23 protein-coding genes are annotated in these 24259 nt (G+C 70.5%); 7 read left to right on the forward strand and 16 right to left on the reverse strand.

Annotation, left to right across the window (positions count from 1 at the left end; all coding sequences use genetic code 11):
* Positions 1–2: 2 nt before the first annotated feature.
* Positions 3–482 carry a hypothetical protein gene (locus ACXJJ3_RS03915; protein ID WP_458168538.1) on the reverse strand — a complete coding sequence of 160 codons (480 nt, stop codon included), beginning with the start codon at positions 480–482 and terminating at the stop codon, positions 3–5.
* Between the two features lie 148 nt (positions 483–630).
* Between ACXJJ3_RS03915 and ACXJJ3_RS03920 the strand changes: the two genes are divergently transcribed.
* Genes ACXJJ3_RS03920 through ACXJJ3_RS03930 form a run of 3 tightly spaced genes read left to right on the forward strand, consistent with a single transcriptional unit; the run spans position 631 to position 8945 of the window.
* On the forward strand, positions 631–7749 hold the full coding sequence (locus tag ACXJJ3_RS03920) for a hypothetical protein (RefSeq protein ID WP_458168539.1): 7119 nt from the start codon (positions 631–633) through the stop codon (positions 7747–7749).
* 56 nt (positions 7750–7805) lie between these two features.
* Positions 7806–8324, forward strand: a complete 519-nt coding sequence (locus ACXJJ3_RS03925) for a hypothetical protein (RefSeq protein WP_458168540.1) — start codon at positions 7806–7808, stop codon at positions 8322–8324.
* A gap of 9 nt (positions 8325–8333) precedes the next feature.
* Positions 8334–8945: a hypothetical protein gene (locus ACXJJ3_RS03930; protein WP_458168541.1), complete on the forward strand. Its 612-nt coding sequence runs from the start codon at positions 8334–8336 to the stop codon at positions 8943–8945.
* Here the strand turns inward: ACXJJ3_RS03930 and ACXJJ3_RS03935 are convergent.
* From ACXJJ3_RS03935 to ACXJJ3_RS03985, 11 genes are read right to left on the reverse strand one after another with little or no spacing between them, the layout of a single operon-like run.
* On the reverse strand, positions 8927–9550 hold the full coding sequence (locus tag ACXJJ3_RS03935; protein ID WP_458172019.1) for an acVLRF1 family peptidyl-tRNA hydrolase: 624 nt from the start codon (positions 9548–9550) through the stop codon (positions 8927–8929). The genes ACXJJ3_RS03930 and ACXJJ3_RS03935 overlap by 19 nt on opposite strands.
* A complete protein-coding gene (locus ACXJJ3_RS03940) occupies positions 9547–9960 on the reverse strand; it encodes a PIN domain-containing protein (RefSeq protein ID WP_458168543.1) in 414 nt (137 codons plus the stop codon). Before ACXJJ3_RS03940 ends, ACXJJ3_RS03935 begins: the two co-directional genes overlap by 4 nt.
* Complete coding sequence (locus tag ACXJJ3_RS03945) at positions 9957–10184, reverse strand: FitA-like ribbon-helix-helix domain-containing protein (protein ID WP_458168544.1); 228 nt, start codon at positions 10182–10184, stop codon at positions 9957–9959. Before ACXJJ3_RS03945 ends, ACXJJ3_RS03940 begins: the two co-directional genes overlap by 4 nt.
* A gap of 57 nt (positions 10185–10241) precedes the next feature.
* Positions 10242–10625, reverse strand: a complete 384-nt coding sequence (locus ACXJJ3_RS03950) for a metal-sulfur cluster assembly factor (RefSeq protein WP_458168546.1) — start codon at positions 10623–10625, stop codon at positions 10242–10244.
* Positions 10618–11076 (reverse strand): Fe-S cluster assembly sulfur transfer protein SufU, encoded by a 459-nt coding sequence (sufU, locus tag ACXJJ3_RS03955; RefSeq protein ID WP_458168548.1) that lies wholly within the window; start codon positions 11074–11076, stop codon positions 10618–10620. The genes ACXJJ3_RS03950 and sufU overlap by 8 nt, the downstream gene beginning before the upstream one ends.
* A 3-nt stretch (positions 11077–11079) precedes the next feature.
* Positions 11080–12336 carry a cysteine desulfurase gene (locus ACXJJ3_RS03960; protein WP_458168549.1) on the reverse strand — a complete coding sequence of 419 codons (1257 nt, stop codon included), beginning with the start codon at positions 12334–12336 and terminating at the stop codon, positions 11080–11082.
* Positions 12333–13097 (reverse strand): Fe-S cluster assembly ATPase SufC, encoded by a 765-nt coding sequence (gene sufC, locus ACXJJ3_RS03965; RefSeq protein WP_458168550.1) that lies wholly within the window; start codon positions 13095–13097, stop codon positions 12333–12335. The genes ACXJJ3_RS03960 and sufC overlap by 4 nt, the downstream gene beginning before the upstream one ends.
* 24 nt (positions 13098–13121) lie before the next feature.
* Positions 13122–13460, reverse strand: a complete 339-nt coding sequence (locus ACXJJ3_RS03970) for a non-heme iron oxygenase ferredoxin subunit (RefSeq protein WP_131461958.1) — start codon at positions 13458–13460, stop codon at positions 13122–13124.
* A complete protein-coding gene (gene sufD / locus ACXJJ3_RS03975) occupies positions 13457–14653 on the reverse strand; it encodes a Fe-S cluster assembly protein SufD (RefSeq protein ID WP_458168551.1) in 1197 nt (398 codons plus the stop codon). Before sufD ends, ACXJJ3_RS03970 begins: the two co-directional genes overlap by 4 nt.
* Positions 14653–16065 carry a Fe-S cluster assembly protein SufB gene (gene sufB, locus ACXJJ3_RS03980; RefSeq protein ID WP_458168553.1) on the reverse strand — a complete coding sequence of 471 codons (1413 nt, stop codon included), beginning with the start codon at positions 16063–16065 and terminating at the stop codon, positions 14653–14655. Before sufB ends, sufD begins: the two co-directional genes overlap by 1 nt.
* Complete coding sequence (locus ACXJJ3_RS03985) at positions 16062–16760, reverse strand: helix-turn-helix transcriptional regulator (RefSeq protein ID WP_458168554.1); 699 nt, start codon at positions 16758–16760, stop codon at positions 16062–16064. Before ACXJJ3_RS03985 ends, sufB begins: the two co-directional genes overlap by 4 nt.
* A gap of 369 nt (positions 16761–17129) precedes the next feature.
* On the opposite strand from ACXJJ3_RS03985, the gene ACXJJ3_RS03990 reads away from it, so the two are divergent.
* The 3 genes from ACXJJ3_RS03990 (at position 17130) to ACXJJ3_RS04000 (ending at position 19648) form a co-directional block, all read left to right on the forward strand.
* The gene (locus ACXJJ3_RS03990; protein WP_458168555.1) at positions 17130–17849 is read left to right on the forward strand and encodes an ABC transporter ATP-binding protein; all 720 of its coding nucleotides are present in this window, start codon (positions 17130–17132) and stop codon (positions 17847–17849) included.
* A gap of 76 nt (positions 17850–17925) precedes the next feature.
* Positions 17926–18702 (forward strand): ABC transporter permease, encoded by a 777-nt coding sequence (locus ACXJJ3_RS03995; RefSeq protein WP_458168557.1) that lies wholly within the window; start codon positions 17926–17928, stop codon positions 18700–18702.
* Positions 18703–18721: 19 nt separating this feature from the next.
* Positions 18722–19648, forward strand: a complete 927-nt coding sequence (locus ACXJJ3_RS04000) for a COX15/CtaA family protein (RefSeq protein ID WP_458172020.1) — start codon at positions 18722–18724, stop codon at positions 19646–19648.
* A 195-nt stretch (positions 19649–19843) separates the two neighbouring features.
* Here the strand turns inward: ACXJJ3_RS04000 and ACXJJ3_RS04005 are convergent, their stop codons facing one another.
* Both ACXJJ3_RS04005 and ACXJJ3_RS04010 read right to left on the reverse strand, forming a co-directional pair.
* The gene (locus ACXJJ3_RS04005; protein ID WP_458168558.1) at positions 19844–20641 is read right to left on the reverse strand and encodes an ABC transporter permease; all 798 of its coding nucleotides are present in this window, start codon (positions 20639–20641) and stop codon (positions 19844–19846) included.
* Positions 20638–21351 (reverse strand): ABC transporter ATP-binding protein, encoded by a 714-nt coding sequence (locus tag ACXJJ3_RS04010; RefSeq protein ID WP_458168559.1) that lies wholly within the window; start codon positions 21349–21351, stop codon positions 20638–20640. Before ACXJJ3_RS04010 ends, ACXJJ3_RS04005 begins: the two co-directional genes overlap by 4 nt.
* A gap of 73 nt (positions 21352–21424) precedes the next feature.
* Between ACXJJ3_RS04010 and ACXJJ3_RS04015 the strand changes: the two genes are divergently transcribed.
* Positions 21425–21952, forward strand: a complete 528-nt coding sequence (locus ACXJJ3_RS04015) for a helix-turn-helix domain-containing protein (RefSeq protein ID WP_458168560.1) — start codon at positions 21425–21427, stop codon at positions 21950–21952.
* Positions 21953–21955: 3 nt separating this feature from the next.
* Here ACXJJ3_RS04015 and ACXJJ3_RS04020 read toward each other — a convergent pair whose 3' ends face one another.
* Both ACXJJ3_RS04020 and ACXJJ3_RS04025 read right to left on the reverse strand, forming a co-directional pair.
* A complete protein-coding gene (locus ACXJJ3_RS04020; RefSeq protein WP_458168562.1) occupies positions 21956–23047 on the reverse strand; it encodes a ScyD/ScyE family protein in 1092 nt (363 codons plus the stop codon).
* Positions 23048–23219: 172 nt separating this feature from the next.
* Entirely contained in the window at positions 23220–24197 is a 978-nt protein-coding gene (locus tag ACXJJ3_RS04025) for a heme o synthase (protein ID WP_458172021.1), read from the reverse strand.
* Positions 24198–24259: the final 62 nt, after the last annotated feature.

Raw genomic sequence — 24259 nt, forward strand, 5'->3', positions numbered from 1 at the left:
TGTTACCGGGCCGCGACCCGCTGCCGCTCGTGCGGCGTGAGCAGCTGGTTGAACAGTCCGGGACCGCCGTACAACTGGTCTAGATAGGCATACAGCTCGCGCAGGCAGAGGCCGACCTGTCGTTCCCAGGCCGGGCGGGTCTCCATCCACTCGCCCAGCTGCCGTCCGTCGGCCAGCGTGACCGCGGCGTTCACCGGCTGGTCCATCCGGCCGGACGCCGGGTCCCACGCGGTGTCCGGCCCGCGGACGGCCTGGACCGCGGCGGCCAGCTCGTCGAACTGCGCGCCGGTGCAGAACGCCCCGAACCCGTACCGGCCGCGGTCCCGGTCGGTGCCGTGCAGCTCGTCCAGGTACTCGCAGAGGGCGAGGAACAGCTCGATCGCGTCGTACTGCTGGTCGCCTTCCGCGGTCCGCCGCAGCTCCTGGACCATGTAGCGGGCGTCGCTGACCGTCCACTCCGACTCGCCGAACGTCTCCGTCATGCTGCGGATCCTAGGTGGACGGCCGGGCGTAAATCGTTAACAGTTCGGGTAGTACGAGTTGCTGGCGAGTAACCGATTGTTTGCTAGATTCCGGAACCAGAGGGTCCTGGTGACGACTGGTGAGCACCCGGACACTGAACGGGAGGGGGTGATTCGGCTGACCACACCCACGTTGTCCGCCGCAGACGCGACGGTTCGGGCCCGCTGGGCGGTCGGTAGCGCCCTCGGGATCCTGCACCCGTCGGCGGTACCGCTGCGTGACGGCCGGGTCCGGCTGGGCGGCCGCGACGACCTCCTCGACGCCCAGGTACTGCGCTCGCTCGAGCAGCAGCTCACCCGCCGGGCCGCCGACCGGGTCGCCGACGACCGGCTGCTGGCCGAGTCCGTCGCGATCGTCGGCGCCGAGGTCGCCCGTGCCCGCGGCCAGGAACCGGCCCGCGGCGCCACCGACGCCCTCGACCGGTACCTCAGCGGTCCGGCCCTGCGCCCGGCGCAGCGCGCCGAGGCCGAGGCGATGCTGCAGGTCGCGCTGGCGGGCTCCGCGGCGTACGACCCGGAGGCCGCCGAGCGGCTCCGCCGGATGCCCCAGCCCGGAACGGTCGTCCGGACCTCGGAGATCGTCGGTACGTCGGGCCTGATCAGCGTCGACGCGCAGTACCTCGACGCCCGCGCAGCCCGTCGTACGCCGACCTCACACCGTCGTCAGCGTGGGAATGTCGGCGGGCGGCACCGTGCGCCGAAGCGCAGCCGCCGGCAGAGCGCTCCCGGCCGTCGGCTGTGGACGTCGCAGATCCGCGGCACCGGGCTGGCCCGCCGCGAGCGGCCCGCGTCCGAAGGCCCGCTGACCTCCACCCGCGCGCTCGACGTCCTCGGGTCGATGGACCAGGGCGACGTCGCCGCGACCCTCACCGATCGCCTGCAGGCGGACGAACTCGCCGTCCTGCGGATGCCCGGCGTCGACGCACCGCAGTACGTGCGCGTCGAGGTCGGCGACGTCTCGCTCGGCGCCCTCGCGAGCAGTGTGCGGCACGCCGGTACGGCGACCGACCCGCACGTCGTCCAGCTCTCGTCGAAGCTCAGCGACGAGCAGCTCCGGGTGGTCTGGGCGAACCAGGCGTCACAGCTGTCCCAGGACGTCACCGCGTCCCGCGCCGAGCGCCCGCACGGTCTGCTCGGCAAGCTCCGGTCCGCGTTCGGCAGCGAACGCCGCGACCGCCGTATCCAGGCCGACCACGCGAGCTTCCAGCTGCTGCTCAAGGACTGGCACCAGGCGCAGGCCGACGGGCAGCCGGTCACCGACCTGCAGCGCGACCTCGAGGGCCTCGCCCGGGCGATCCGCCGGCACGGCGGCTCGGAGCCGGCCCTGCCCTGGAACGGCGGTGTCGCCGTCGACCCGCAGGCCGCGGCGTTCGGCGTCGAGGCCGGCCGCGCCGTCACGGCCGCGAACGCTGCTCCGAACACGCCGGAACACCTCCGCGGCCAGGTCGTCCAGCAGATCGAGATCCTCCGCGCCGCCGCCGACGACCTCGGCATGGACGCCGCCACCAAGCGGAACAGTGCGCTCGACGCCACCGCCGAGGCCGACCGGAACGAGTCGGAGGCCGAGGACGAGGACGGGCAGCGCGACCGCGGGGCGCCCGAACGCGCCCGCAAGCTCCGGGTCCTGGCCTCCGGCGCCCGCCGCAAGGCAGACCGGCACACGGAGATCGCCGACGGCTACGAGTCGGCCGCCGGCACCGCCCGGCAGGCGCTCGCGGAGTACGAGCAGCTGCTGGCCCAGATCGACGCCGGCGCCTCGCCGGCCCGGATCGCCGAGCTGGCCGGCGTCGCCGAGCGCCAGGTGCTGGCGTACGAACGCAGCCTCGACCGCGCGATGCCGGTCAAGGACCTGTTGATGACCGGTACGCCGGACGGGCAGCCGGTCACGTTGCCGGCCGGCGAGATCAACCGGGTGCTGGCCGCGCACGGGATCGCGCAGCAGCTCCCGACCCGCGGGCCGGCCCCGATGCCGAGTGCGGAGTACCGGCGGCTGCTGTCCCGGGACGGCATGGTGTTCCCGATCGGGCACGACCCGGACGCGGACGTCTCGACGCTCCCCCAGGTCCGGCTCCGGCTGGTGCCGCGCGATCTCACCGAGATCACCAACCGCAACTACGAGATGGCCGAGCAGATGTCCGGCACGCTCGGCGAGGGCGGTACCAGCGTCGGCACCACCGACACGCACTCGACGAGTACGAACTTCGGCCTCAGCCTGCAGCCGTTCATCGCGATGGCCGCCCCCGGTACGCCGCTGCACGCCGCTTCCCAGCTGGTGTCGCCGCGGGTCGACGTGTCCCGGGGCCGCACGCTGGCCGACAGCAGTGGGGCGACCGCGCACTACCAGTCCGGTTGGGTCGACGACAACCGCGGCGAATCGCTGCTGTACGAGTGGTCCGGCACCTGGGAGATCGAGGTCCGGAACTCCCCCACCGAGCCCTGGTCGGCGGTCGAGACCCTGGACGCCGGCCGTCAGCAGACCTGGGTGTCCAGCGCGTACACCGTGCAGCCGCCGAAGGAGACGGTCTCGCTCGACGACCTCGGCCGCGGCCAGGACGTCACCGGCGAGTTCCCGCGGCACGCCGTCACCAGCATCAGTGGTCTGCAGGACGTCACCGACCGCCTGGTCCGCCGCACCCAGCAGCAGTACGGCGGCCTCGACCGGGTCGCGTACGACCACATCTCCGGCCTGATGGTCAACGACTCGCACCGGCTGCTCCGCGAGCTGAGTCAGCCCGGCGGCATCACCCGGCGGATCCCGACCGGCGGCGAGACCGAGTACGACCTGACCTGGGAGATCGAGCCGGTCTGGGCGGACGCGGAGCTGGTCGGCGAATCCAGCGCGGAGATGTGGCAGGAAGAGGTCCTGGTCGACTTCGCCGGCGCGAACGCGAGCCAGACCGCCAGTACGTCGGCCACCGCGACCGCGGGCCTCGCGTTCCCGGGCAAGGCCGACCCGTCGAACCCGCTGGCCGCCGCGGCCGTGCTGAACGACGTCGCCGGTACCGGCGTGAACCTGTCGCCGAACGTGTCGGCCGGCCGCACTGTGTCCCGCTCCGGTGGGCAGAGCGTCAGCATGACCACGATCACCCCGGCCGTGCATCGCAACCAGGGCCCGACCCAGGGCGTGCTCGTCGGCCTGAACGTCCGCGCCACGCTGCGCAAGGTCGGCGACCCGAAGGCCGCGCCGATCGTCGAGACCGACACCTGCAAGGCGCTGCTGCGGGTGCCGGAGAACGACCTGCTCCGGGTCGGCGGCCGCGCCGACAAGGACGCCGTACTGCGCGACGCCGACGGCGCGATCACGTTCGACCCGGACGGCAAGATCCTGCTCCGCGGTGACCCGTCACCGACCACGGATCCGCAGAACGTGCCGCCGTGGATGGGGTTCGGACCGGACCAGCTCCGCGGTGTCGGCAAGGCGCTGCCGCAGAATCTCAAGGGTGCCGAAGCGGCCCAGCTGCAGGCGCTCGACGGACTCCGCAAGCTCGGCCTGGTGCCGCCGAACGGCGCGACCGGCAACGACGACATGCAGAACCGGAACTACCAGCGGATCATCCAGAACATCAACGCCCCGCGGCTCGAGGCCGGTATCAACCAGGCCTGCCAGAGCGGCCTGATCGTGATGCTCGAGGACCGCGGGTTCGCCGGTCAGCCGACCTGGCGGCCGTTCCGGCTGACGGTCACGCAGGACCACGACGAGGCCACCGGTCAGCTGACCACCAAGGGCGCCGGCGTCAGCGAGAGCGAGAACGTCGTACTGCTCGGCATCAGTTCCCGGGCCACCGGGCGGACGTCCGGCCGGTCGAAGGCGCTGCCACTGGCGGCCGGCCTCGGCGGGACCCGTAGCCCGGCGACCGGGGTCAGCGGCCTGATGGGACGCCTCGGTTTCACCGGCACCCGGACGGCCCGCGGCCGGAACTTCAGCTGGACCGGTGGCCGGCGGGTCAACCGGGTCACGCTGAGCGAGTCGACCGAGCCGCTCGACCGGCTCGCGCAGGGCCTGCGGATCCGGTTCGCCGAGATGACCGACAAGGGCGACGCCGAACCGCTCGCCGACGTCCGCGGCAGCATGGAGGTCGCGTACGACAGCTCGATGACCCGCGCGGACACGCCGGTCTACGAGAAGGACCCGAAGGCGCCGCACGACGACGCGGTCCAGCAGGCCTTCCCGGTCGCGGTCGACGCCGGCCGGTACGACCCGGCGACGGAGAAGTACATCGGTCCCGCCGACGTACTGTGCAAGGCGATCCCCGCGCTCAACACCGACTCGACCGCCCTGCCGGGGTTGCACGCGGCGCTCTCCCCGGAGAGCCTGATCGCGAACCGTGAATGGCTGAACGGCGAGTACCGGCTGCCCTTCACCGTGGTCCGCGCCCCGGGCTCCCCGGCGCAGATGCTGCACGGCAAGACGGTGCTGCCGCAGGAGTACCAGATCGTGATCCGCGGCAAGGCGCGCAGCCTGACGCACGTCGCGATGAGCCAGCAGAACACCGTCGACATCAACTTCACGATGAAGGACGTCGGCTCCACCTCCGGTACGTCGTCGTCCGGCGGAGTCGGAGCCAGCGCCGGCGGCGGCCAGGTCGGCGCCGACGGTGTCGGGCACAGCGGCGGCGTGTCGGGGTCCCGCACCGGCGGCCGGTCGCAGTCGACGACAATCAGCGAGACCTCCGGCGACGAGTCGCTGCTGATCAACCCCGGCACCCACCACGAGTTCATCGAGCGGTACGAGATGACCGCGAACATCGTGCACAACGGCCAGGTGATCGGCCAGGTCGAGCTGCCCGACGCCCGCGTCCAGAAGGCCATGGCCGAACGGCGGGCGCTGGAGCTGTACGCCGACCGCAAGCTCGACCTGCCGCTCTGGGTGGTGTCGGACGCCACCGAGCGGTACCTGAACGACAACCTGCCGATCAGCCACCGGACCGCGGCCGCCGTCCTGCAGCGCTACCAGCGGGAGAAGGCCGGGGTGACGACCGGCCTCGCCGCCGAGCACACACCCGACCGGCTGGTCGCGAAGCTCAACCAGCAGAACCGCCGCCCGGCCGCCCAGACCCCGAGCGGTCCGGCCGAGGTCCAGGAGACCACCCGGCAGATCATCGCCCGGTCCGACGAGCGTCGCGAGGTCCACACCTCCGACGCGTACGAGGACAGCCTGGGCGCGTCCGTGGTCGAGGCGGTCACCGTCGGGGACCGGATGTTCGACCCGCGAACGTTGGTGCACCCACAGATCGACGCGCTGGCCCCGGGGCTCCGGACCGCCAGCCTGCAACTGCAGAACGACATCGACGTCGACCTGGACCCGCGCAGCTACCAGGGCCATCTGAACGACATGCTCGGCGCCGGCGGCTTCTCCGGTGCCATCGAGGTCCCGGTGCAGGGGCAGTCCCGGCCGGACGTGCTGATCGTCATGGTCGAGGCGCGGTTCACCGGCCCGCGCACGATCGAGAAGGTGCCGGACAAGCCGGTCGACGAGCAGAACCCGGACGCCGGCACCGAGCCCGACATCCCCGGCGAAGCCGCCGGCGACGTCAACCAGAAGTACGACTACATGTCCGCGGACCGCTCGACCGGGCACACCACGACGTTGACCGGCGGGATCGACGGCAAGGCCGGCCTCGGCGGCGGGACCGACGCGGCCGGCGGGCTGTCCACCGACCAGACCCGGAACAACACCGCGGGCAGCGGCGAGCAGAACACCACGCTCGACCGGCTCGGCCACTTCGACCTGGTCAAGACGCACCGGGCGGCGATCTTCACCACCCGGGTCGTCCGGCTCCGGAACGCCGGTGCGGCCGCGCAGGCGAGCGTCCGCTGGCGGCTCGGCCAGATCGACCCGGCCGACATCACCACGGTCTCCGACTCGAGCTCGGTCCGCGCCGACATGGTCCAGTGGATCCCACGCGGCGACGTGCTGGACGGGCCGCCACCGGCCCGGACGCCGTCGACCGAGCCGGAGCTCGCCGACCACCGGCAGATCGAGCTGCCGGAAGGCGCGGTGACGATCCGGGTCGCCCTGCACGGCCGGGACCGCGAGCGCCGGCACGAGCTGCTCGAGAACCTCACGGCGTACGTCGAACAGCCGGGCGTCCTCGGCAAGGACGGCTCGGCGCCGTACCAGCCGATGCTGCACTCGAACCTGAGCCCGACGGCACTGACGGCCAAGACCGGGCGGCTGGTCGGCCAGGGCATCGACCTGCAGCCGATGACGAAACCCGGCAACGGCAACAAGACCGTCGACGTGCATCTGAAGGCGACCGCGATCGGCTTCGAGCTGGACGGCCCGGAGGTCGAGGGCCAGGCCGGCCGGGTCTGGCGGCGGCAGAAGACGTACCGTTCCTCCAACTCCGGCAACCGGCTGACGCCGCTGACCGCGAACGCCGGGCTCGACAACGGGTTCGTCGGCGCCGGCGGCTCGATCGGCGAGCAGGTCAAGGAGCAGGCGGCCGACGCGAACGGCACCCGGCTGGAGCTCAGCAGGTTCCTGGAGGGTCAGCTGGTCACGGTCCGGATCCCGGTCCGGTACGACGCGACCGTCCGGACGAGCACCGACAACGGCCGCGGCGAACCGGTCACCCGCAGTACCGAGAAGGTCCCCGACCTGGCGCGTGGTGAGCTGTTCGTCCGGATGCTCGGGCACCAGTACCTCGACGTGCTCAAGCAGATGGAACGCGGCGCCACCCTCGACACCGCGCTGGCCGACGCGCAGCTGCGCGCGGAGCCCGAGGACTTCGGGCGGCCGGACCTCGTCGCCGACGAACTGCAACCGGGCAAGTCCGGGCCGGTGAGCCGTCCGTACACGCCGCTGCTCGAGCTGATCCAGCAGGCGAAGGCCGAGGAACGGACCATGGTGCTGCTGGTCAACCAGGCCGACGGGCAGCAGCAGAAGTACCGGGCCACCAAGGACGGCACGCTGGAGTGCGAGGGCGACCCGCGGTTCGGGCCGGCCTTCGAGCGGCTGCACCCGACCGTGGTCCGGATGGCCGAGGGACGCGTCGACCTCCGCGAGCTGCACCACACCGCGCCGCCCGGCAACTTCAACGCGCAGGTCGCCGAGGCGCTGGTCGACAAGGGCGTACCGCGGGACGTGCTGAAGGGGCTGGACTACCAGACCACGGTGCAGCAGATGGCCTACGTGGTCAGCCATTCGGCGCGCACGCACTCGGGCGGCTCGGCCGGCCGGACCATTTCACCAACCGGCCACGGCCCGTCGCTTTCCGGGCCGTGAGCCGATGATGGATACTGCTGGACTTCAGCGGCGAGAGGGGCTTCATGGGATTCTCGGTGGTTCGCACCCGGGACGAGGCACACCTGTACCTCGAGCTGCATCCCTGCCCGGACTGCGGGACTGACGAGGCCCCCTGGCAACAGGCCCTGGTGGACGTCGACGGTGAGATGTCGATCAGCTACGCCGCGGTCTGCCCGGGGTGCGGCGCCGAGCGCGAGTACCTGTTCGGCGTACCGGAGCGGGAGACGCCGGTGCGGGGCTGGCCGACGTTCGGTGGGCCGGAGCCGTCCGACGTGATCGACGCCGGCCAGTGGCTGGAGGTCGCTGAGCGGGTGGTGTCCGCCGTACCGACGGATCCGGACGAGGCGGGCCGTGCGCTCGCGATCGCGCAGGCCGCGGTCGCCGAGGTGATCAAGTTCGTCCCGGAGGGCCTCGACGCCGTACCGGACGAGGAGTTCTGGACGCCGGAAGGACGGGCCGCCCGGGAGCTGGACCCCGGCCGGTTCCGGCTGCACCGGTTGCTGCTGACCCGAGACGCCTACGCCGAGCTGGCACGAGAAGTGGGAGCGAGATAACCGATGCTGATGGCCCGCAGTATCTGGGAGGCCCAGACCTACGTGAGCCTGCGGCTCGCGGAACGCGAACAGCCCCCGGGTGATCAGCCGGCGCTGACGCTCGGCGACGCCCCGCCGATGAAGCTCGGCACCAACCTGGCCGAAGGCCCGGACGCCTGGACCTACCAGTCGCCCGTCGGCGAGATCACGATCCCGTACGTCTCCGAGAAGACGTCGGTGCAGGTCGGCGCGCCGTTCGGCCTCGGCCGGTCCCGGCTGATCGACGCCGCGGAGTGGGTCCAGGTCGCGCGGCTGTACCACGACTGGGCGATCGGCGACATGCTCTACTACGCCGGCGAGCCCGACCCGTTCAGCTTCGACGGCCCGCACACCGAGCGGCGCGGCTACATCCGGCTCGGCTGGGACCTCGCGATCGACGCGATCCTGCAGGCGATGGCGTTCCTGCCCGAGGGCGACCAGGGCGGCGACCAGGTGCCGGACTCCGAGATCTGGTCGCAGTTCGGCGCCCGGGCCAAGGCCGAGGACCCGCACCTGGTCACCCGGGCCCGGCTGGAAGACGACCTGGAGACCTACCGCGGCATCCTCGAGGACTTCCGCAACACCTACGACGCGGTCGACTGACTCAGCTCGATCCGGACGGCGCGGGCGTCCGCCCCGGCCTGCTCGAGGACCTTCTGCTTCGGGTCCGGTACGCCGAGGAACGGCGCCCGCACCAACGGGACGAGCTCCCGCAGCCGCGGGTCCTCCAGTACGGTGTCGACGGCCCGCCGGTCTCCCCCGCAGACCAGTACGTCGAGCTTCGCCGGCGCCAGGATCCGCACCGCCACCTCGGTCGCGGCCGCGAACGCCTCCCGCGCCTGGTTGTCCCGGCGCCGGGCGTACCGCTGCTGCGACCAGCCGCCGGCCTTGGTCGTCCCCTGCACGTGCCGGGCGCCGACCTTCGAGTCCAGAAGGTTGCCGTCGGCAAACACCCCGGCACCGTACCCGCCGCGCCGGACCAGCAGTACGCCGAGCCGCCGGGGTCGCAGTACCTGCGCGACGAGCCCCTCGCGGGTCAACTCCGCAAGGGGCTCGAAGGGCACCGTGACGACGGCGGTCTCGCCGTCCTCGGCCGACACCGTGACGCTCGCCGGCGTCACGTCGTACCGGACCTCACCGTGCCGTTCGCCGAAACCTGTCAGCCACCTGTCCAACCGCTCCGGCGCGACGTGGACGATCCGGCTCATTCGCTCCACGGGTTGACGACCTCGACGCCGAAACCGGCAAAGTGCGCGACGTTCCGGGTCGCGACCGGCGCTCCGCGTGAGAGCGCGATGGCGGCGATCATCCCGTCCTCCAGCGAGGTCGGCTTCCCAGCCGTTGACCGCGTGAGGCGAAGCTGCGCGTGAGCTCTGGCCGCGCTCTCGTCGTAACTCAGTAGACGCTCATGCGCGGAGGCGATCAATCGATCGACAGCCGCCGCCAGCGCCGTCCTGCGCCGTCCCTCCGGGAGCCGAAGGACGCCGTACAACAGTTCGTGAACCGTCACCGAGGTGATCGCAAGCTCCGGACCATTGTCGGCCAGCCATCTGAGCACCGCCTTGTCCGGTTCCTTCCTGAGCGGCTCGGACAAGATGTTCGTGTCAGCAACGATCACGACAGATCGAAGTCCCGAGGCGCGGACCGCTGAGGGAGTTCCAGCTCGTCGCCCCGAAGCTCTTCCGCGGTGTCCAGCCAGTCCTCGACGAAGTTCCGCGGAACCACGGCCGCGTCCAGGATCGCCCGGGCCTCCGCCTCCATCGATCGGTTGTGCTGAGCTGCACGTCGTTTCAGTGCACGCCTGGTCTCCTCAGGCACGTTACGAAGTGTGAGTGTAGCCATCCGCGGCCCCCTTGGTGACTCTGGCGATCTGCTGTCAATGCTAGCAGATTGTCAGAGTCACACGTTGAAGCCGAGGGCACGCAGCTGGTCGCGGCCGTCGTCGGTGATCTTCTCCGGACCCCACGGCGGCATCCAGACCCAGTTGATCCGGAAGTCGTTGACCAGGCCGTCGAGCGCCATCCGGGTCTGGTCCTCGATCACGTCGGTCAGCGGGCAGGCCGCGGACGTCAGCGTCATGTCGATGATCGCCGTACTGCTGTCGTCGACCGTGATCCCGTAGATCAGGCCGAGGTCCACGACGTTGATGCCGAGCTCGGGGTCGACCACGTCCTTGAGCGCCTCGGTGACGTCCTCCACCTTCGCCGGCGCCGTGCCCGGCGCCGCGGCGGCCTCGAGGTCCACCTCGGGCAGCTCGATCTTCTCGTCGGTCTGGTCAGCCATTGCTCACTCCTTGGTCGGCTGCGAGGGCCTGGGCGGTGGCGTCACGCCACGCGGACCAGCCCAGCAGTGCACACTTCACCCGGGCCGGGAACTGCGCGACGCCCGCGAACGCCACACCGTCCTCCAGAACCTCTTCGTCGGGTTCGACATTCCCCCGGCCCTGCATCAGTTCGAGGAACTTCTCGTACGTCGCCATGCCCTCGGCGACCGGCTTGCCGATCACCAGGTCCGACATCACCGACGTCGCCGCCTGGCTGATCGAGCAGCCGACGCTGTCGTGGGTGACCGCCTTCACGACGTCGCCGTCGAGCTCGACCCGGAGCGTGACCTCGTCCCCGCAGGACGGGTTCACGTGGTGCACCTCCACGTCGTACGGCTCCGCGAGACCCGCATGGTGCGGGGCCCGGTAGTGGTCCAGGATGATCTCCTGGTAGAGGCTGTCGAGCTGCATTTATCAGTCCACCTTGAAGAAGCTACGGACGAATCCGAGGCCGTCGACGAGCGCGTCGATCTCCTCGGGAGTCGTGTACAGGTAGAAAGACGCCCTGGTCGACGATTGCATTCCGAACCGCTCGTGCACCGGCCGCGCGCAGTGGTGTCCCGCACGGACGGCGATCCCCCGGGTGTCCAGCACCGTCGACACGTCGTGCGGGTGGACGCCGTCCAGCGCGAAGCTGATCGCGCCGCCGTGGTCGGTGGCGTCGGTCGGGCCGAGCAGCTTCAGGCCGGGAACGGTCTTCAGCCCCTCGAGCGCGTACTCGACGATCGCGTGCTCGTGCGCGGCGATCTTGTCCATCCCGATCCCGGACAGGTAGTCGATCGCGGCACCGAGCCCGACCGCCTGCGCGATCGGCGGCGTACCGGCCTCGAACCGGGCCGGCGGGGCTGCGTACGTCGAGCCGGTCATCCGGACCACCTCGATCATCTCGCCGCCCCCGAGGAACGGCGGCAGCGAGGCGAGCAGGTCGTACCGTCCCCAGAGCACGCCGATGCCGGTCGGGCCGACCACCTTGTGGCCGGTGAAGACCAGCAGGTCGGCGCCGAGCGTGGACACGTCGACCGGGAACTGCGGGACGGCCTGCGAGGCGTCCACGACCACGGTCGCGCCGACGGCATGTGCCTTGGCGGCGACGTCCGCGATCGGGTTGATCGTGCCGAGCGCGTTCGAGACCCAGGTCAGCGAGACGATCTTGGTCCGCTCGGTGAGCAGCTCGTCGACGTTCGACAGGTCCAGCCGGCCGTCCTCGGTGACACCGAACCACTTCAGCGTCGCGCCGGTCCGCTCGCAGGCGAGCTGCCACGGGACAATGTTGCTGTGGTGCTCCATCTCCGAGATCACCACGACGTCGCCCGGCTTCAGCCCGGCGCCGAGCGTGTGCGCGGCCAGGTTGAGCGCCTCGGAGGCGTTCTTGGTGAAGACGATCTCGTCCCGGTTGGTGGCCCCGAGGAACGCGGCCACCTTGTCCCGGCCGCCCTCGTACGCCGCGGTCGCCTCGGCGCCGAGCTGGTGCATGGCGCGGGCCACGTTCGCGTTGTGCTTGAGGTAGTGGTCCTCGATCGCCTGCACGACCTGGCGCGGCTTCTGCGAGGAGTTCGCCGAGTCCAGGTAGACCAGCGGGAACCCGCCTGCCAGCTCACGCGACAGGATCGGGAAGTCCGCCCGGACCGACTGCAGGTCCAGTGGACTGCTGAAAGTCCGGGCGTCGGTCACTTGGACGCGCCTGCCTTCACGAAGCGCTCGTAGCCGTTGGCCTCCAGCTCCTCGGCCAGCTCCGGGCCACCCTCCTCGGCGACGCGGCCGTCGACGAACACGTGCACGAAGTCCGGCTTGATGTAGCGCAGGATCCGCGTGTAGTGGGTGATCAGCAGGATGCCCTTGTCGCCCTGGCCGGCGAACCGGTTGACGCCCTCGGAGACGATCTTCAGCGCGTCGATGTCGAGGCCGGAGTCGGTCTCGTCGAGGATCGCGATCTTCGGGTTCAGCAGCTCCAGCTGGACGATCTCGTGGCGCTTCTTCTCACCACCGGAGAAGCCCTCGTTGACGTTGCGCTGCGCGAACTCAGGGTCCATCTGCAGCTCGGCCAGCGCGGTGTTCACGTCCTTGACCCAGGTCCGCAGCTTCGGGGCCTCGCCGTCGACCGCGGTCTTCGCGGTCCGCAGGAAGTTCGCCACCGAGACGCCCGGCACCTCGACCGGGTACTGCATCGCCAGGAACAGGCCGGCCCGGGCGCGCTCGTCGACGGACATGTCCAGCACGTCCTCGCCGTCCAGCGTCACCGAACCACCGGTGATGTTGTACTTCGGGTGCCCGGCGATCGAGTACGCCAGCGTCGACTTGCCGGAGCCGTTCGGGCCCATGATCGCGTGCGTCTGACCACCGGCGATGGTCAGGTCGACGCCGCGCAGGATCTGCTTCGGTCCGGCCTCGGTGTCGACCGACACCTGCAGGTCGCGAATCTCGAGTGTCGCCATGAGTTTCTCTGTCTCCGGTTCGTTTTACAGGGACTGCTGGTTCAGGGGGTTCTTCACGTCGACGAGTACGTCGTCGCCGTCGAGGCGCACGGGGTAGATCGGCACCGGGTCGTACGCGGGCAAGCTGGTCGGCTCGCCGGTGCGCAGGTCGAAGCGGGACCCGTGCAGCCAGCACTCGATCTCGCACTCGCCGACGTCACCCTCGGACAGCTGGATCTGCGCGTGCGAGCACTCGTCCCGCACCGCGAAGTACTGTCCTTCGCTCTTCACGACCGCGACCTCGACACCGCCGACCTCGACCGGGATCACACCCTCGTCGGGGACGTCGGCCACCGCGCAGGCGCGCTCGAAGGTGTCGCTCACTTGCCTACTACCGCCTTGGCCGACTCGCTCAGCTCGGCGGCCCGGGCGAGCTTCTCCTCGATCACGTCGTGCAGGTGCTCGGAGACCTCGGGGACGCCGATCTTGCCGATGATGTCGTTGAAGAAGCCGGCCACCACCAGGCGCCGGGCGGCGTCCTCGGGGATACCGCGGGCCTGCAGGTAGAACAGCTGCTCGTCGTCGAACCGGCCGGTCGCGGACGCGTGCCCGGCGCCCTCGATCTCGCCGGTCTCGATCTCCAGGTTCGGCACCGAGTCGGCGCGGGCGCCGTCGGTGAGCACCAGGTTCCGGTTCAGCTCGAAGGTGTCGGTGCCCTCGGCCGCGGCCCGGATCAGTACGTCGCCGATCCACACCGAGCGGGCGTTGTCGCCGGCCAGCGCGCCCTTGTAGAGCACGTTGCTCTTGCAGTGCGTCGCCTCGTGGTCGACGAACAGCCGGTGCTCGTGGTGCTGGCCGCCCTCGGCGAAGTACACGCCGACGAGCTCGGCGTCGCCGCCGGGACCGGCGTACCGGACGTTGGTGTTGACGCGGACGACCTTGCCGCCGAGGGTGACCGCGACGTGGTGCAGCCGGGCGTCCCGGCCGACCAGCGCGTCGTGCTGCGCCAGGTGGATCGACTCGTGGTCGGCCTGCTGGATCGCGACCACGCGCAGGTCGGCGCCGTCGCCGACGGAGATCTCGACGTTGCCGCTCAGCTCACCGGCACCGGTGTGGTCGATGATCACGATCGACTTGCTGAACCGGCCGGCGTCGATGATCAGGTGGCTGAACCCGCGGGCGCCGAGGCTCGCGACGTTCACGTGCACCGGCTCGGTCAGCTCGGCCTCGACCGGGATCCGGACCGCGAGCGCCTCGGGCGCCTGGTTCCAGGCCACGGCGGCGGTCCGGTCCTGGGGTGTGCCGACCTTGAGCGCGTCGGCGGCGACCGTCTCGATCACCACACCCTCCGGACCGGAGGCGTCGATCTTCGGCGTCTCGGTGCCGGCCGCGTCCTCGAACAGCGCCTTCAGCTGCTTGACCGGGGTGAAGCGCCACTCCTCCTCGCGCCCGTTCGGCACCGCGAAGTCGGCCACGTCGTACGACGTCGGCCGCTCACTGCGGGCCTGGAGCGGGACGCCCGCGCCGTGGGAGTGTGCCTTGTTGCCGGTGGCAACAAGAGTTTCAGCGGCGGACATCAGCCGACGGCCCCTTCCATCTGCAGCTCGATCAAACGGTTCAGTTCCAGCGCGTACTCCATCGGGAGCTCGCGGGCGATCGGCTCGATGAAGCCGCGGACGATCATCGCCATCGCCTCGTCCTCGGCCATGCCCCGGCTCATCAGGTAGAAGAGCTGGTCGTCGCTGACCTTGGACACGGTCGCCTCGTGCCCCATCGCCACGTCGTCCTCGCGGACGTCGACGTACGGGTAGGTGTCCGAACGGCTGATGGTGTCGACCAGCAGCGCGTCACAGCGCACCGTGGACTTGCTGTGGTGCGAACCCGGCGCCACCTCGACCAGACCGCGGTACGATGTCCGGCCGCCGCCACGGGCCACCGACTTCGACACGATCGAGCTCGAGGTGTACGGCGCGTTGTGCACCATCTTCGACCCGGCGTCCTGGTGCTGGCCCTCGCCCGCGAACGCAACCGACAGGGTCTCGCCCTTGGCGTGCTCGCCCATCAGGTACACGGCCGGGTACTTCATCGTCACCTTGGAGCCGATGTTGCCGTCGATCCACTCCATCGTCGCGCCCTCTTCACAGGTGGCGCGCTTGGTGACCAGGTTGTAGACGTTGTTCGACCAGTTCTGGATCGTCGTGTAGCGGCAGCGGGCGCCCTTCTTCACGATGATCTCGACGACCGCCGAGTGCAGCGAGTCGGACTTGTAGATCGGCGCCGTGCAGCCCTCGACGTAGTGCACGTAGGCACCCTCGTCGACGATGATCAGCGTCCGCTCGAACTGGCCCATGTTCTCGGTGTTGATCCGGAAGTACGCCTGCAGCGGGATGTCCACCTTGACGCCCTTGGGGACGTAGATGAACGAGCCGCCGGACCACACCGCCGTGTTCAGCGAGGCGAACTTGTTGTCGCCGACCGGGATCACGGAGCCGAAGTACTCCTTGAAGAGCTCCGGGTGCTCCTTCAGGCCGGTGTCGGTGTCCAGGAAGATGACGCCCTGCTCCTCCAGGTCCTCGCGGATCTGGTGGTAGACGACCTCGGACTCGTACTGCGCGGCGACGCCGGCGACCAGGCGCTGCTTCTCCGCCTCCGGGATGCCGAGCTTGTCGTAGGTGTTCTTGATGTCCGGCGGCAGCTCCTCCCAGGAGGTGGCCTGCTTCTCGGTCGACCGGACGAAGTACTTGATGTTGTCGAAGTCGATCCCGGACAGGTCGGCACCCCAGGACGGCATCGGCTTGCGGCCGAAGAGCTTCAGGCCCTTCAGGCGCAGCTCGAGCATCCAGTCCGGCTCGTTCTTGAGGGTGGAGATGCCTCTCACCACGTCCTCGCTCAAGCCGCGCTGAGCGACCGCGCCGGCGGCGTCGGAGTCGGACCAGCCGTACTGGTAGTTGCCGAGGCCTTCCAGTTCGGGGTGAGCGGTTTGCGTCATCGTGCAGTCCTCGCAGATTCGCCGTCGGTTACAGGGGCCACAGGGGCAGGGCCCGGGATATGCGTCGTACAGACACCGTCGCCGTGAGCGATGGTGGCCAAACGCTGTACGTGCTTGCCGAGGAGTCTCGAGAACACCTCGGTCTCGGCCTCGCACAGCTGGGGGAACTGCTCGGCCACGTGCGCGACCGGGCAGTGGTGCTGGCAGAGCTGGGCGCCGTGGCCCGCCTCCGCCGTGGAGGCGGCGTACCCGTCGGCCGTCAGGGCCTGCGCGAGCACCTCCGCCTCCTTGCCCTCCGGAGCCTGCGCGAGCAGGTTCCGGTAGCGCTCCTCCACCTCGGCCACCCGGCGCCGGGCGAACTCGGTGACCGCGTCGTCGCCGCCGGCCTCGGCGATGAACCGCATCGCCGTCGCCGCCAGGTCGTCGTACGCCGTGTGGAACGCGTGCCGACCGGTGTCGGTCAGCACGAACACCTTCGCGGGGCGGCCGCGGCCACGGGGGCCGTAGACACGCTCCTCGCGGGACTCCACCAGGCCCTCGTCGAGCAGGTGGTCCAGGTGCCGGCGGACCGCCGCCGGGGTCAGCTCGAGCCGCTCCGCCAGCACCGCGGCGCTGGACGGCCCGTTGGTCAGGATCGAGCGGGCGACCCGGTCCCGGGTGGACTCGTCCCGCGCGCCGGCAGTGCCCTGGGGCACGGCTCGATCGGTCGCAGGAGTTTTCACAACATCAGTGTCGCGTAATTCCCCGGGGCCTTCAAATAAGGCTCACCTAACCGTTCCCGGGCACACGCGGTGCTCAGGCGGCGCTCAGGTAGGAGGCGTGAGCGAGGTCACTCCACCCCCACCCAACCCGAGCGGAGCGAGGGTTCTTCCCAACCCGAGCGGAGCGAGCGTCCTTCCCAACCCCGAGCGGAGCGAGCGTCCTCCCCCCACCCCGAGCGGAGCGAGCGTCCTCCCCCCACCCCGAGCGGAGCGAGCGTCCTCCCCCCACCCCGAGCGGAGCGAGGGTCCTCCTCCCCAACCCCGAGCGGAGCGAGGGTTCTTTTCTTCTCTATGCTGCGGTTTGTGCCAGTCGCGGTGGAGATCGACAAGCTCGTCGTGCGGTACGGCGAGAAGACCGCGGTCGACGGTCTGAGTCTCACCGTAACCGCCGGCACGGTGACGGCCGTGCTCGGCCCGAACGGTGCCGGCAAGACCACGACCGTGGAGACCTGTGAGGGCTTCCGGCGCCCGGAGTCCGGCCGTGTCCGGGTGCTCGGCCTGGACCCGCTCGCCGACCACGACGAGCTGATGCCGAAGATCGGCGTGATGCTCCAGGAGGGCGGCGCCTGGTCCGGCGTCCGGGCCGTCGAGATGCTCCGGTACGTCGCGACGCTGCACACCCACCCGCTCGACGTCCCCGCGCTCGTGGAGCGCCTCGACCTGGGCAGCTGCGGGCGGACGCCGTACCGGAGGCTGTCCGGCGGGCAGAAGCAGCGGCTGTCGTTCGCGCTGGCGATCGTCGGGCGGCCGGAGCTGGCGTTCCTCGACGAGCCGACCACCGGGCTGGACCCGCACGGCCGCCGGGAGATCTGGCAGCTGATCCGCGACCTCCGCGACGACGGCGTCACGGTCGTGCTGACGACGCACGCGATGGACGAGGCCGAACAGCTCTCGGACCAGGTGCACGTCGTCTCGGCGGGCAAGGTGATCGCCTCCGGTACACCGGACTCGCTCACCGAACACCACACCAAGTCCCTCGAGGACGTCTTCCTCGAGCTCACCACACCTAGGCACGAGACGTGAGCGAGCGAAGCGAGGTCACCATCAGGCGCAGTCGACCTCGGCCCTCATCCGCGCCCGGAGCGAAGCGAGGACGTGGATGAGCAAGTACGCACCGCAGCCGGGCAGCGCGCCCTGGGGCCAGAAGGTGCTTGCGCACACCCGGATGGAGTTCAAGCTCCTGGTCCGCAACGGCGAGCAGTTGCTGCTGGCACTGGTCATCCCGCTCGGCGTCCTGCTGCTGCTCGGCGCGACCGGCCTCGGCGACCGGCTGCCGCTCGGCTCCGGCCGGCCGATCGACGAGGCGGTCCCCCGCGTGCTCGCGCTCGCGGTCCTCTCCTCGTCCTTCACCTCACTGGCCATCGCCACCGGCTTCGAGCGCCGGTACGGCGTGATCAAACGCCTCGGCGCCTCCCCGCTCTCCCGCACCGGGCTCCTCGCGGGCAAGATCGGCGCGGTCCTGATCGTCCAGGCGATCCAGCTCGTCATCCTGATGGGCGCCGGCTTCGCCCTCGGCTGGAAACCTGTCGGCGGAGTCGCCGCCGTCGTGGGCGTCATCCTGACCGTCCTCTGCGGTACGGCGGCCTTCGCCTCGCTCGGCCTGCTGATGGCCGGCGTACTCCGGGCGGAGGCGACGCTGGCCGCGGCGAACCTGCTGTACCTGCTGCTGCTGGTCGGCGGCGCGATCATGACGCCGGTCGACGAATACCCGCACGGCATGCAGGCCGTCGTCCGGCTGCTCCCGAGCGCCGCGCTGGCGAGCGGGATCTCGAACTCGACCATCCATGGCGTGATCCCCTGGGCCGCCGCACTGTCGCTGGCGCTGTGGGCCGCGGTGCTCGGATACCTGGTCTCCCGGACGTTCACATGGGACTGAGCTTTAGAGTGTCCCGGTGATGAGCACGGATACCCCGCCCCAGGAGAGCGAGCCGGTCAGCAGGTTCTGGCGCCTGATCCCCGAGCCGAGCCTGGACGTCGTCCGGCGCTGGGGGTGGGCGTCGATCGTGGTGAACATCGGCATCGTGGTGACCGGTGGACTGGTCCGGCTGACCGGGTCCGGCCTGGGCTGCCCGACCTGGCCGTCCTGCACCGACGAGTCGTACGTCCCGCACGCCGCGCTCGGCATCCACGGCGCGATCGAGTTCACCAACCGGATGCTCGGGTTCGTGGTCGCGATCGTCGCGATCCTGACCTGGCTGGTCGTGATGCGGTACCGGCCGATCCGGCGGGATCTGCGCCGACTGGCGACCGCGGCCGCGCTCGGCGTACCGATGCAGGGCGTGATCGGCGGCATCACCGTACTCACCGGCCTGAACCCGTGGATCGTGTCGGCGCACTTCCTGGTCTCGCCGGTGATCATCACGCTGGCGGTGTCGATGATGCGCCGCTCCCGGACCAGCCCGTACCCGCACACTCCCCCGGTGGTCCGCGCGCTCGCCACCGCCGCGGTGGTCGCGGTCTGGCTGACCGTTGCCCTCGGCACCGTGACGACCGGCGCCGGGCCGCACTCCGGCGACCCGCAGACCGGGCGGAACGGGTTCGACCCCGCGCTGGTCAGCCAGCTGCACGCGGACTTCGTGTTCGGCCTGTTCGGCATCACGATCGCGCTGGTGATCGCGACCCGGGTGACCGCGACCTCGCGCACGCTCCGGAAGCTGGCCGCCTGGCTGCTCGCGATCGAGCTGCTACAGGGCGCGGTCGGCTTCACGCAGTACTTCACCGGCCTGCCGTGGGGTGTGGTGCTGGTCCACATGTTCCTGGCCGGCCTGCTGATCGCCCTGGTCACCGCCGTCTACGGCGAACGCGGCACCCCGGCAACCTGAGCCCTCCCCCGGCAGCCGCCCGCCCACCCTGCCCCGCCCCGCGCGACCCGAGGCGCCCGTTTGAGTGGTTAACCTCTGGACTGGCTGGTTGACACCCGGCATGCGGGCGGCAGACGGGCCGGCTTGGAGGTTAACCACTCAAACGGTGGCAACGTCAGCGGCTGGTGGGGCGACCTGGAGGCGGCCTTGTGCTGACTAGGTGAGGTCCCGACGTAGCGGGACTACAGCGGCGGCGGTTGCGCCGATGGCGGCGTACCCGAGCAGGACCAGGGCGGCCAGGACCGGTGGGAGCGGGGTGCCGAGGTGGCTGGAGGTCTGGTCGGCGATCGTGTCGGTGAGGAACGTGAAGCTGGTCAGCGAGGACGTCGCGCCGCCGGGCAGGTACGGGTACAGCCGGTTCACGCCGGGCAGGATCATCAGCACGTACTCGAGGAAGTAGAAGTAGCCGAGGACGATGCCGACGGCAACGAGCTGGTGCCGGGCGAGTGCGCCGACGGCGACCCCGATGACGACGTACACGGCCGCGACCACGGCGAGTTTCGTCAGCAGGAGCAGCAGATCCGCCGGGGCGATCGTCAGCGTGACACCGCGGACCAGGGCGGCGCCGAGCAGCGCGAGACCGGACGTGACGGACGCGATCAGACCGTAGCAGAGGCCGCCGAGGCCGTAGACGACGAGCTTCGCGGACAGCACCCGGCCGCGTCGCGGTGCGGCCAGGAACGTCGTACCGATCGTCCGGTGCCGGTACTCGCTGGTGACCGCGATCGTGCCGAACAGCGCCGGGACGAACAGCAACAGGCCGGTCAGGCCGACCACCATGCCCGCGCCGGCCGGGTTGTCGATACCGGGCATCGGCGGGGTCGCGTTCTCCGGGCCGGTCAGCGCGAGGATGCCGGTCAGCCCGCCGCCGGACGCCACCGCGGCGATCAGCGCCCAGAGCGGCAGCCTGGTCGAGAACAGCCGGGTGAGCTCGCCGCGGATCAGGTTCTTCATGCCGTCAGCTCCTTCGTGGTCAGCGTGAGGAACGCCTCTTCGAGCGTCGTCCCGTGGGCGGTGAAGTCCGCCAGGCCGCCGGACCAGGCGATCCGGCCGCGGTCGATCAGCACCAGGTCGTCGACGCTGTACTGCAGTTCGGTGAGCACGTGGCTGGAGATCAGGACGGTCCGCCCCTCGTCCGCGAGCGACCGCAGGAACGTCCGCAGCCAGACGATGCCGGCCGGATCGAGCCCGTTCGACGGCTCGTCGAGCACCAGTACGCCGGGGTCGCCGAGCAGCGCGGTCGCGAGCGCGAGCCGCTGCCGCATCCCGGTCGAGAACCCGCGGACCTTCCGGCCGGCGTACCCGGTCAGCTCGACGGCCTCGATCACCGCATCGACCCGCGACCGGTCGTGCCCGCTCAGGTCGCACACGGTCCGCAGGTGCGCCCGCGCGCTCGTCGCCGGATGCGCGGCCGCGAGGTCGAGGACGGCACCGACCGTCCCGGTCGGGTCCGGCAGCTCCCGGTACGCCGTGTCACCGAACAACGCGCTGCCCGCGTCCGGGCGGATCAGGCCCAGCAGCATCCGCAGCGTGGTGGACTTCCCCGCCCCGTTCGGCCCGACGAACCCGGTGACCCGGCCGGCGTCAGCGGTGAACGTCACCTCGCGCACCCCGTGCACCGCCCCGAAGGTCTTGCTCAGCCCGGCCACCCGAATCGGCACCATGGCGTCCCCTCTCCGACTATTATCAACCTGAGAGCGATAACATTATCAGACTGATAATGGTCAGGAGACCACCGTGCCGAAGGACTCACCGATCGCGGACGTCGTCATGCACCCGGCCCGGCTGCGGATCATCCAGCAGCTCGGCGGCCGGGAGCTGACCACCACCCAGCTCCGCGCGGCACTGCCCGAGATCACCCAGGCGACGCTCTACCGGCACGTCGCGGCACTGATCGACGCCGGCATCCTCGCCGTGGTGGCCGAGCGCAAGGTCCGCGGCACCACCGAACGCACACTCGCCCTCGGTGAACGGCTCGCGGTCGCCGACCTGAACGAGATCCGGGCGATGGACGCGGCCCAGCTCCGGACCAGTTTCCTGAGCTTCCTCGGCCTGCTCGGCGAGACCTTCGACAAGTTCCTGGCCGCCGAGGACGCAGAGCTGCGCGACTACCTCGGCTTCGGGATGGGCCCGCTGTACGTCGGGGACGGCGACCTGCCCGCGCTGCAGAACCAGCTCAACGACCTACTGGCGCCGTACCGGCAGGAGCGACCCGGTGCTCGCCGGGTCGCTCTCGCCAGCATCCTCATCCCGGAACCGGAGTGACGGCTACCGCACCTGGTAGACCGCGCCCGGCCCGAAGACCGGCGCCGACACGTACAGGTCTCCGCGGCGGCTGAACGCCGCGCCGCCGGGCAGGATCAGCTGCCCCTTGGCCAGCTCGGTCCGATGCCCGCGGGACTGCACGAACAACGCACCGACCTGCGGCTTGCCGGTCAGCTCGAACTGCAGCCAGCTCGCCTTCGCCAGCTCGACCACGGCGAGCTTCCCGTGCGGCCCGCCGGCCAGGTCGACGATCGACGTGTACCCGTCGGCGTACCGCTTGCAGTTACCTTTCGACGGATTCACCGGGTCGCACACCGCGCCCACCGAGCCCGGCCTGATCCGCCAGATCTCCGACGTGCCCGGCGTCGCCGGGAAGCCGCGGAGCTCGCCGACGTACCAGTAGCCGTCCGAGCCGACCGTCACCGAGGTGGCGACCGCTTCGGCCGGGATCGGCGTACCCGCCGGTGGCAGCGGGCTGCCGTCCGGACCCGTGGCGGGCAGGCCGGACGGGACCTTGACCGTGCGGGGCTTGAGCCGCGCGACGGTCTTGATGTGGCCGTTCGGCCAGACCCGGAGCAGGTCGTTGCCAGCGGCATCGGACACCAGGACGGTGCCGTCCGCGAGCGCGGCGACGCCGAACGGGTTCGAGTCCGTCGGGTTGTTCTCCAGGTCGTACGGATCCGGGTCGGTCTTCTGGTACGCCGCAATGTCCGCGACCTTGACGGCCTTGCCCTGCCACAGCCGGTACAACGTGGAACTGCCCGGCACCGGTGGTTGCCCGGGCTCACCGCCCGCCCCGGTCAGCGCGTACGTCACGCCCCGGTTGCTGGTGTCGATCGCCGGCGGGAAGCCGCCGGTGCCCGGCACGGTGGCCAGCTTCCACGTCCGGTGCCCGTCGGTCGCGTACACGGAACCGTCCGTGACGCTGTAGATGACCTGGTTCCGGTACGTCGAGACGCCGCGCGGGCCGTCCAGCCCGGTCGCGACCGGGCGCAGTCTCGAGTGGTTGCCACCGGCGTCGGCCTGTCCCGCGAACAGCAGCGACCCGGTCAGTGCGAGAACCGCGAGCGCGGCCACGCGTGTTCGTACCCCCATGTGTTGCCCCCTGACGCCCTAGGAATCCCTGTCTCCCCAGGCGTGGAATCCCCCTCCACAGACCGGACCATCGCAGCAAAAGATCACGGCGAGGTCAACGGGCGAAGGCCGAAAACCTCAGCTGAAACTCAGCGCGACCCAACAGAAACTCAGCGCAAACTCAGCGCAGAACTCAACGCAGCAGCGGGTCGATCGCGGCCGCGATGAACAGCAGCGCCAGGTAGATGTTCGAGAAGTGGAACAGCCGCATGGGCCGCAGCGCCGCGCCGTCCGCGCCGGTGTGCGCCCGGAGCAGCAGCCGACGGGCCTCGCGGAGGAACACGAAGCCGAGCACGACCGCGGCCAGCGGGTACACGTACCCGGTGTGACCGATCGGCCAGAGCGCGATCGAGGTGGCGACCATGATCACCGAGTAGGCCATGATCTGCCGTGCGGTGGCGACCGGGGTGGCGACCACGGGCAGCATCGGTACGTCGACCGACGCGTAGTCCTCGCGGTACCGCATCGCCAGCGACCAGGTGTGCGGCGGCGTCCAGAAGAACACCACCAGGAACAGCACGACCGGCGTCCAGGCCAGCTTGCCGGTGACCGCGGTCCAGCCGATCAGGGTCGGGAAGCAGCCGGCGATCCCGCCCCAGACGATGTTCTGCACGGTCCGGCGCTTGAGCACCATCGTGTAGCCGAAGACGTAGAACAGGTTCGCCGCCAGCGCCAGGCCGGAGGAGAGCCAGTTCACGAAGAAGCCGAGCTCCAGCGTGGCCAGCACGCCGAGCACGACGCCGAACGTGGTCGCCGAGCGCGGGCTGACCGCGTGCCGCGGCAGCGGGCGGCGCCGGGTCCGGCGCATCTGCTCGTCGATGTCGCGGTCGAACACGCAGTTGATCGTGTTCGCGCTGCCGGAGGCCAGGATGCCGCCGATCAGCGTCGCCACCACGATCTTGAGCCCCGGCACGCCGTCGGCGGCCAGGAACATCACCGGCACCGTGGTCACCAGCAGCAGCTCGATGATGCGCGGCTTGGTCAGACCGACATACGCCTTCACCACGTCGCGCACCGACGGACTCACGGAAGCTGGCGATGCAGCAGGAGCGTCCGGCAGCGGCGTCGGGTACGACGTCGTCGCGGCTGGACGCGGGTCGACGGCGGTCACGAACACCTCGAACAATCTGGGTTGACGCCGGTTGCCCAGCGCTGACGGTTCAGCAGTCTACG

It is taken from the genome of Kribbella sp. WER1 (assembly GCF_054189145.1).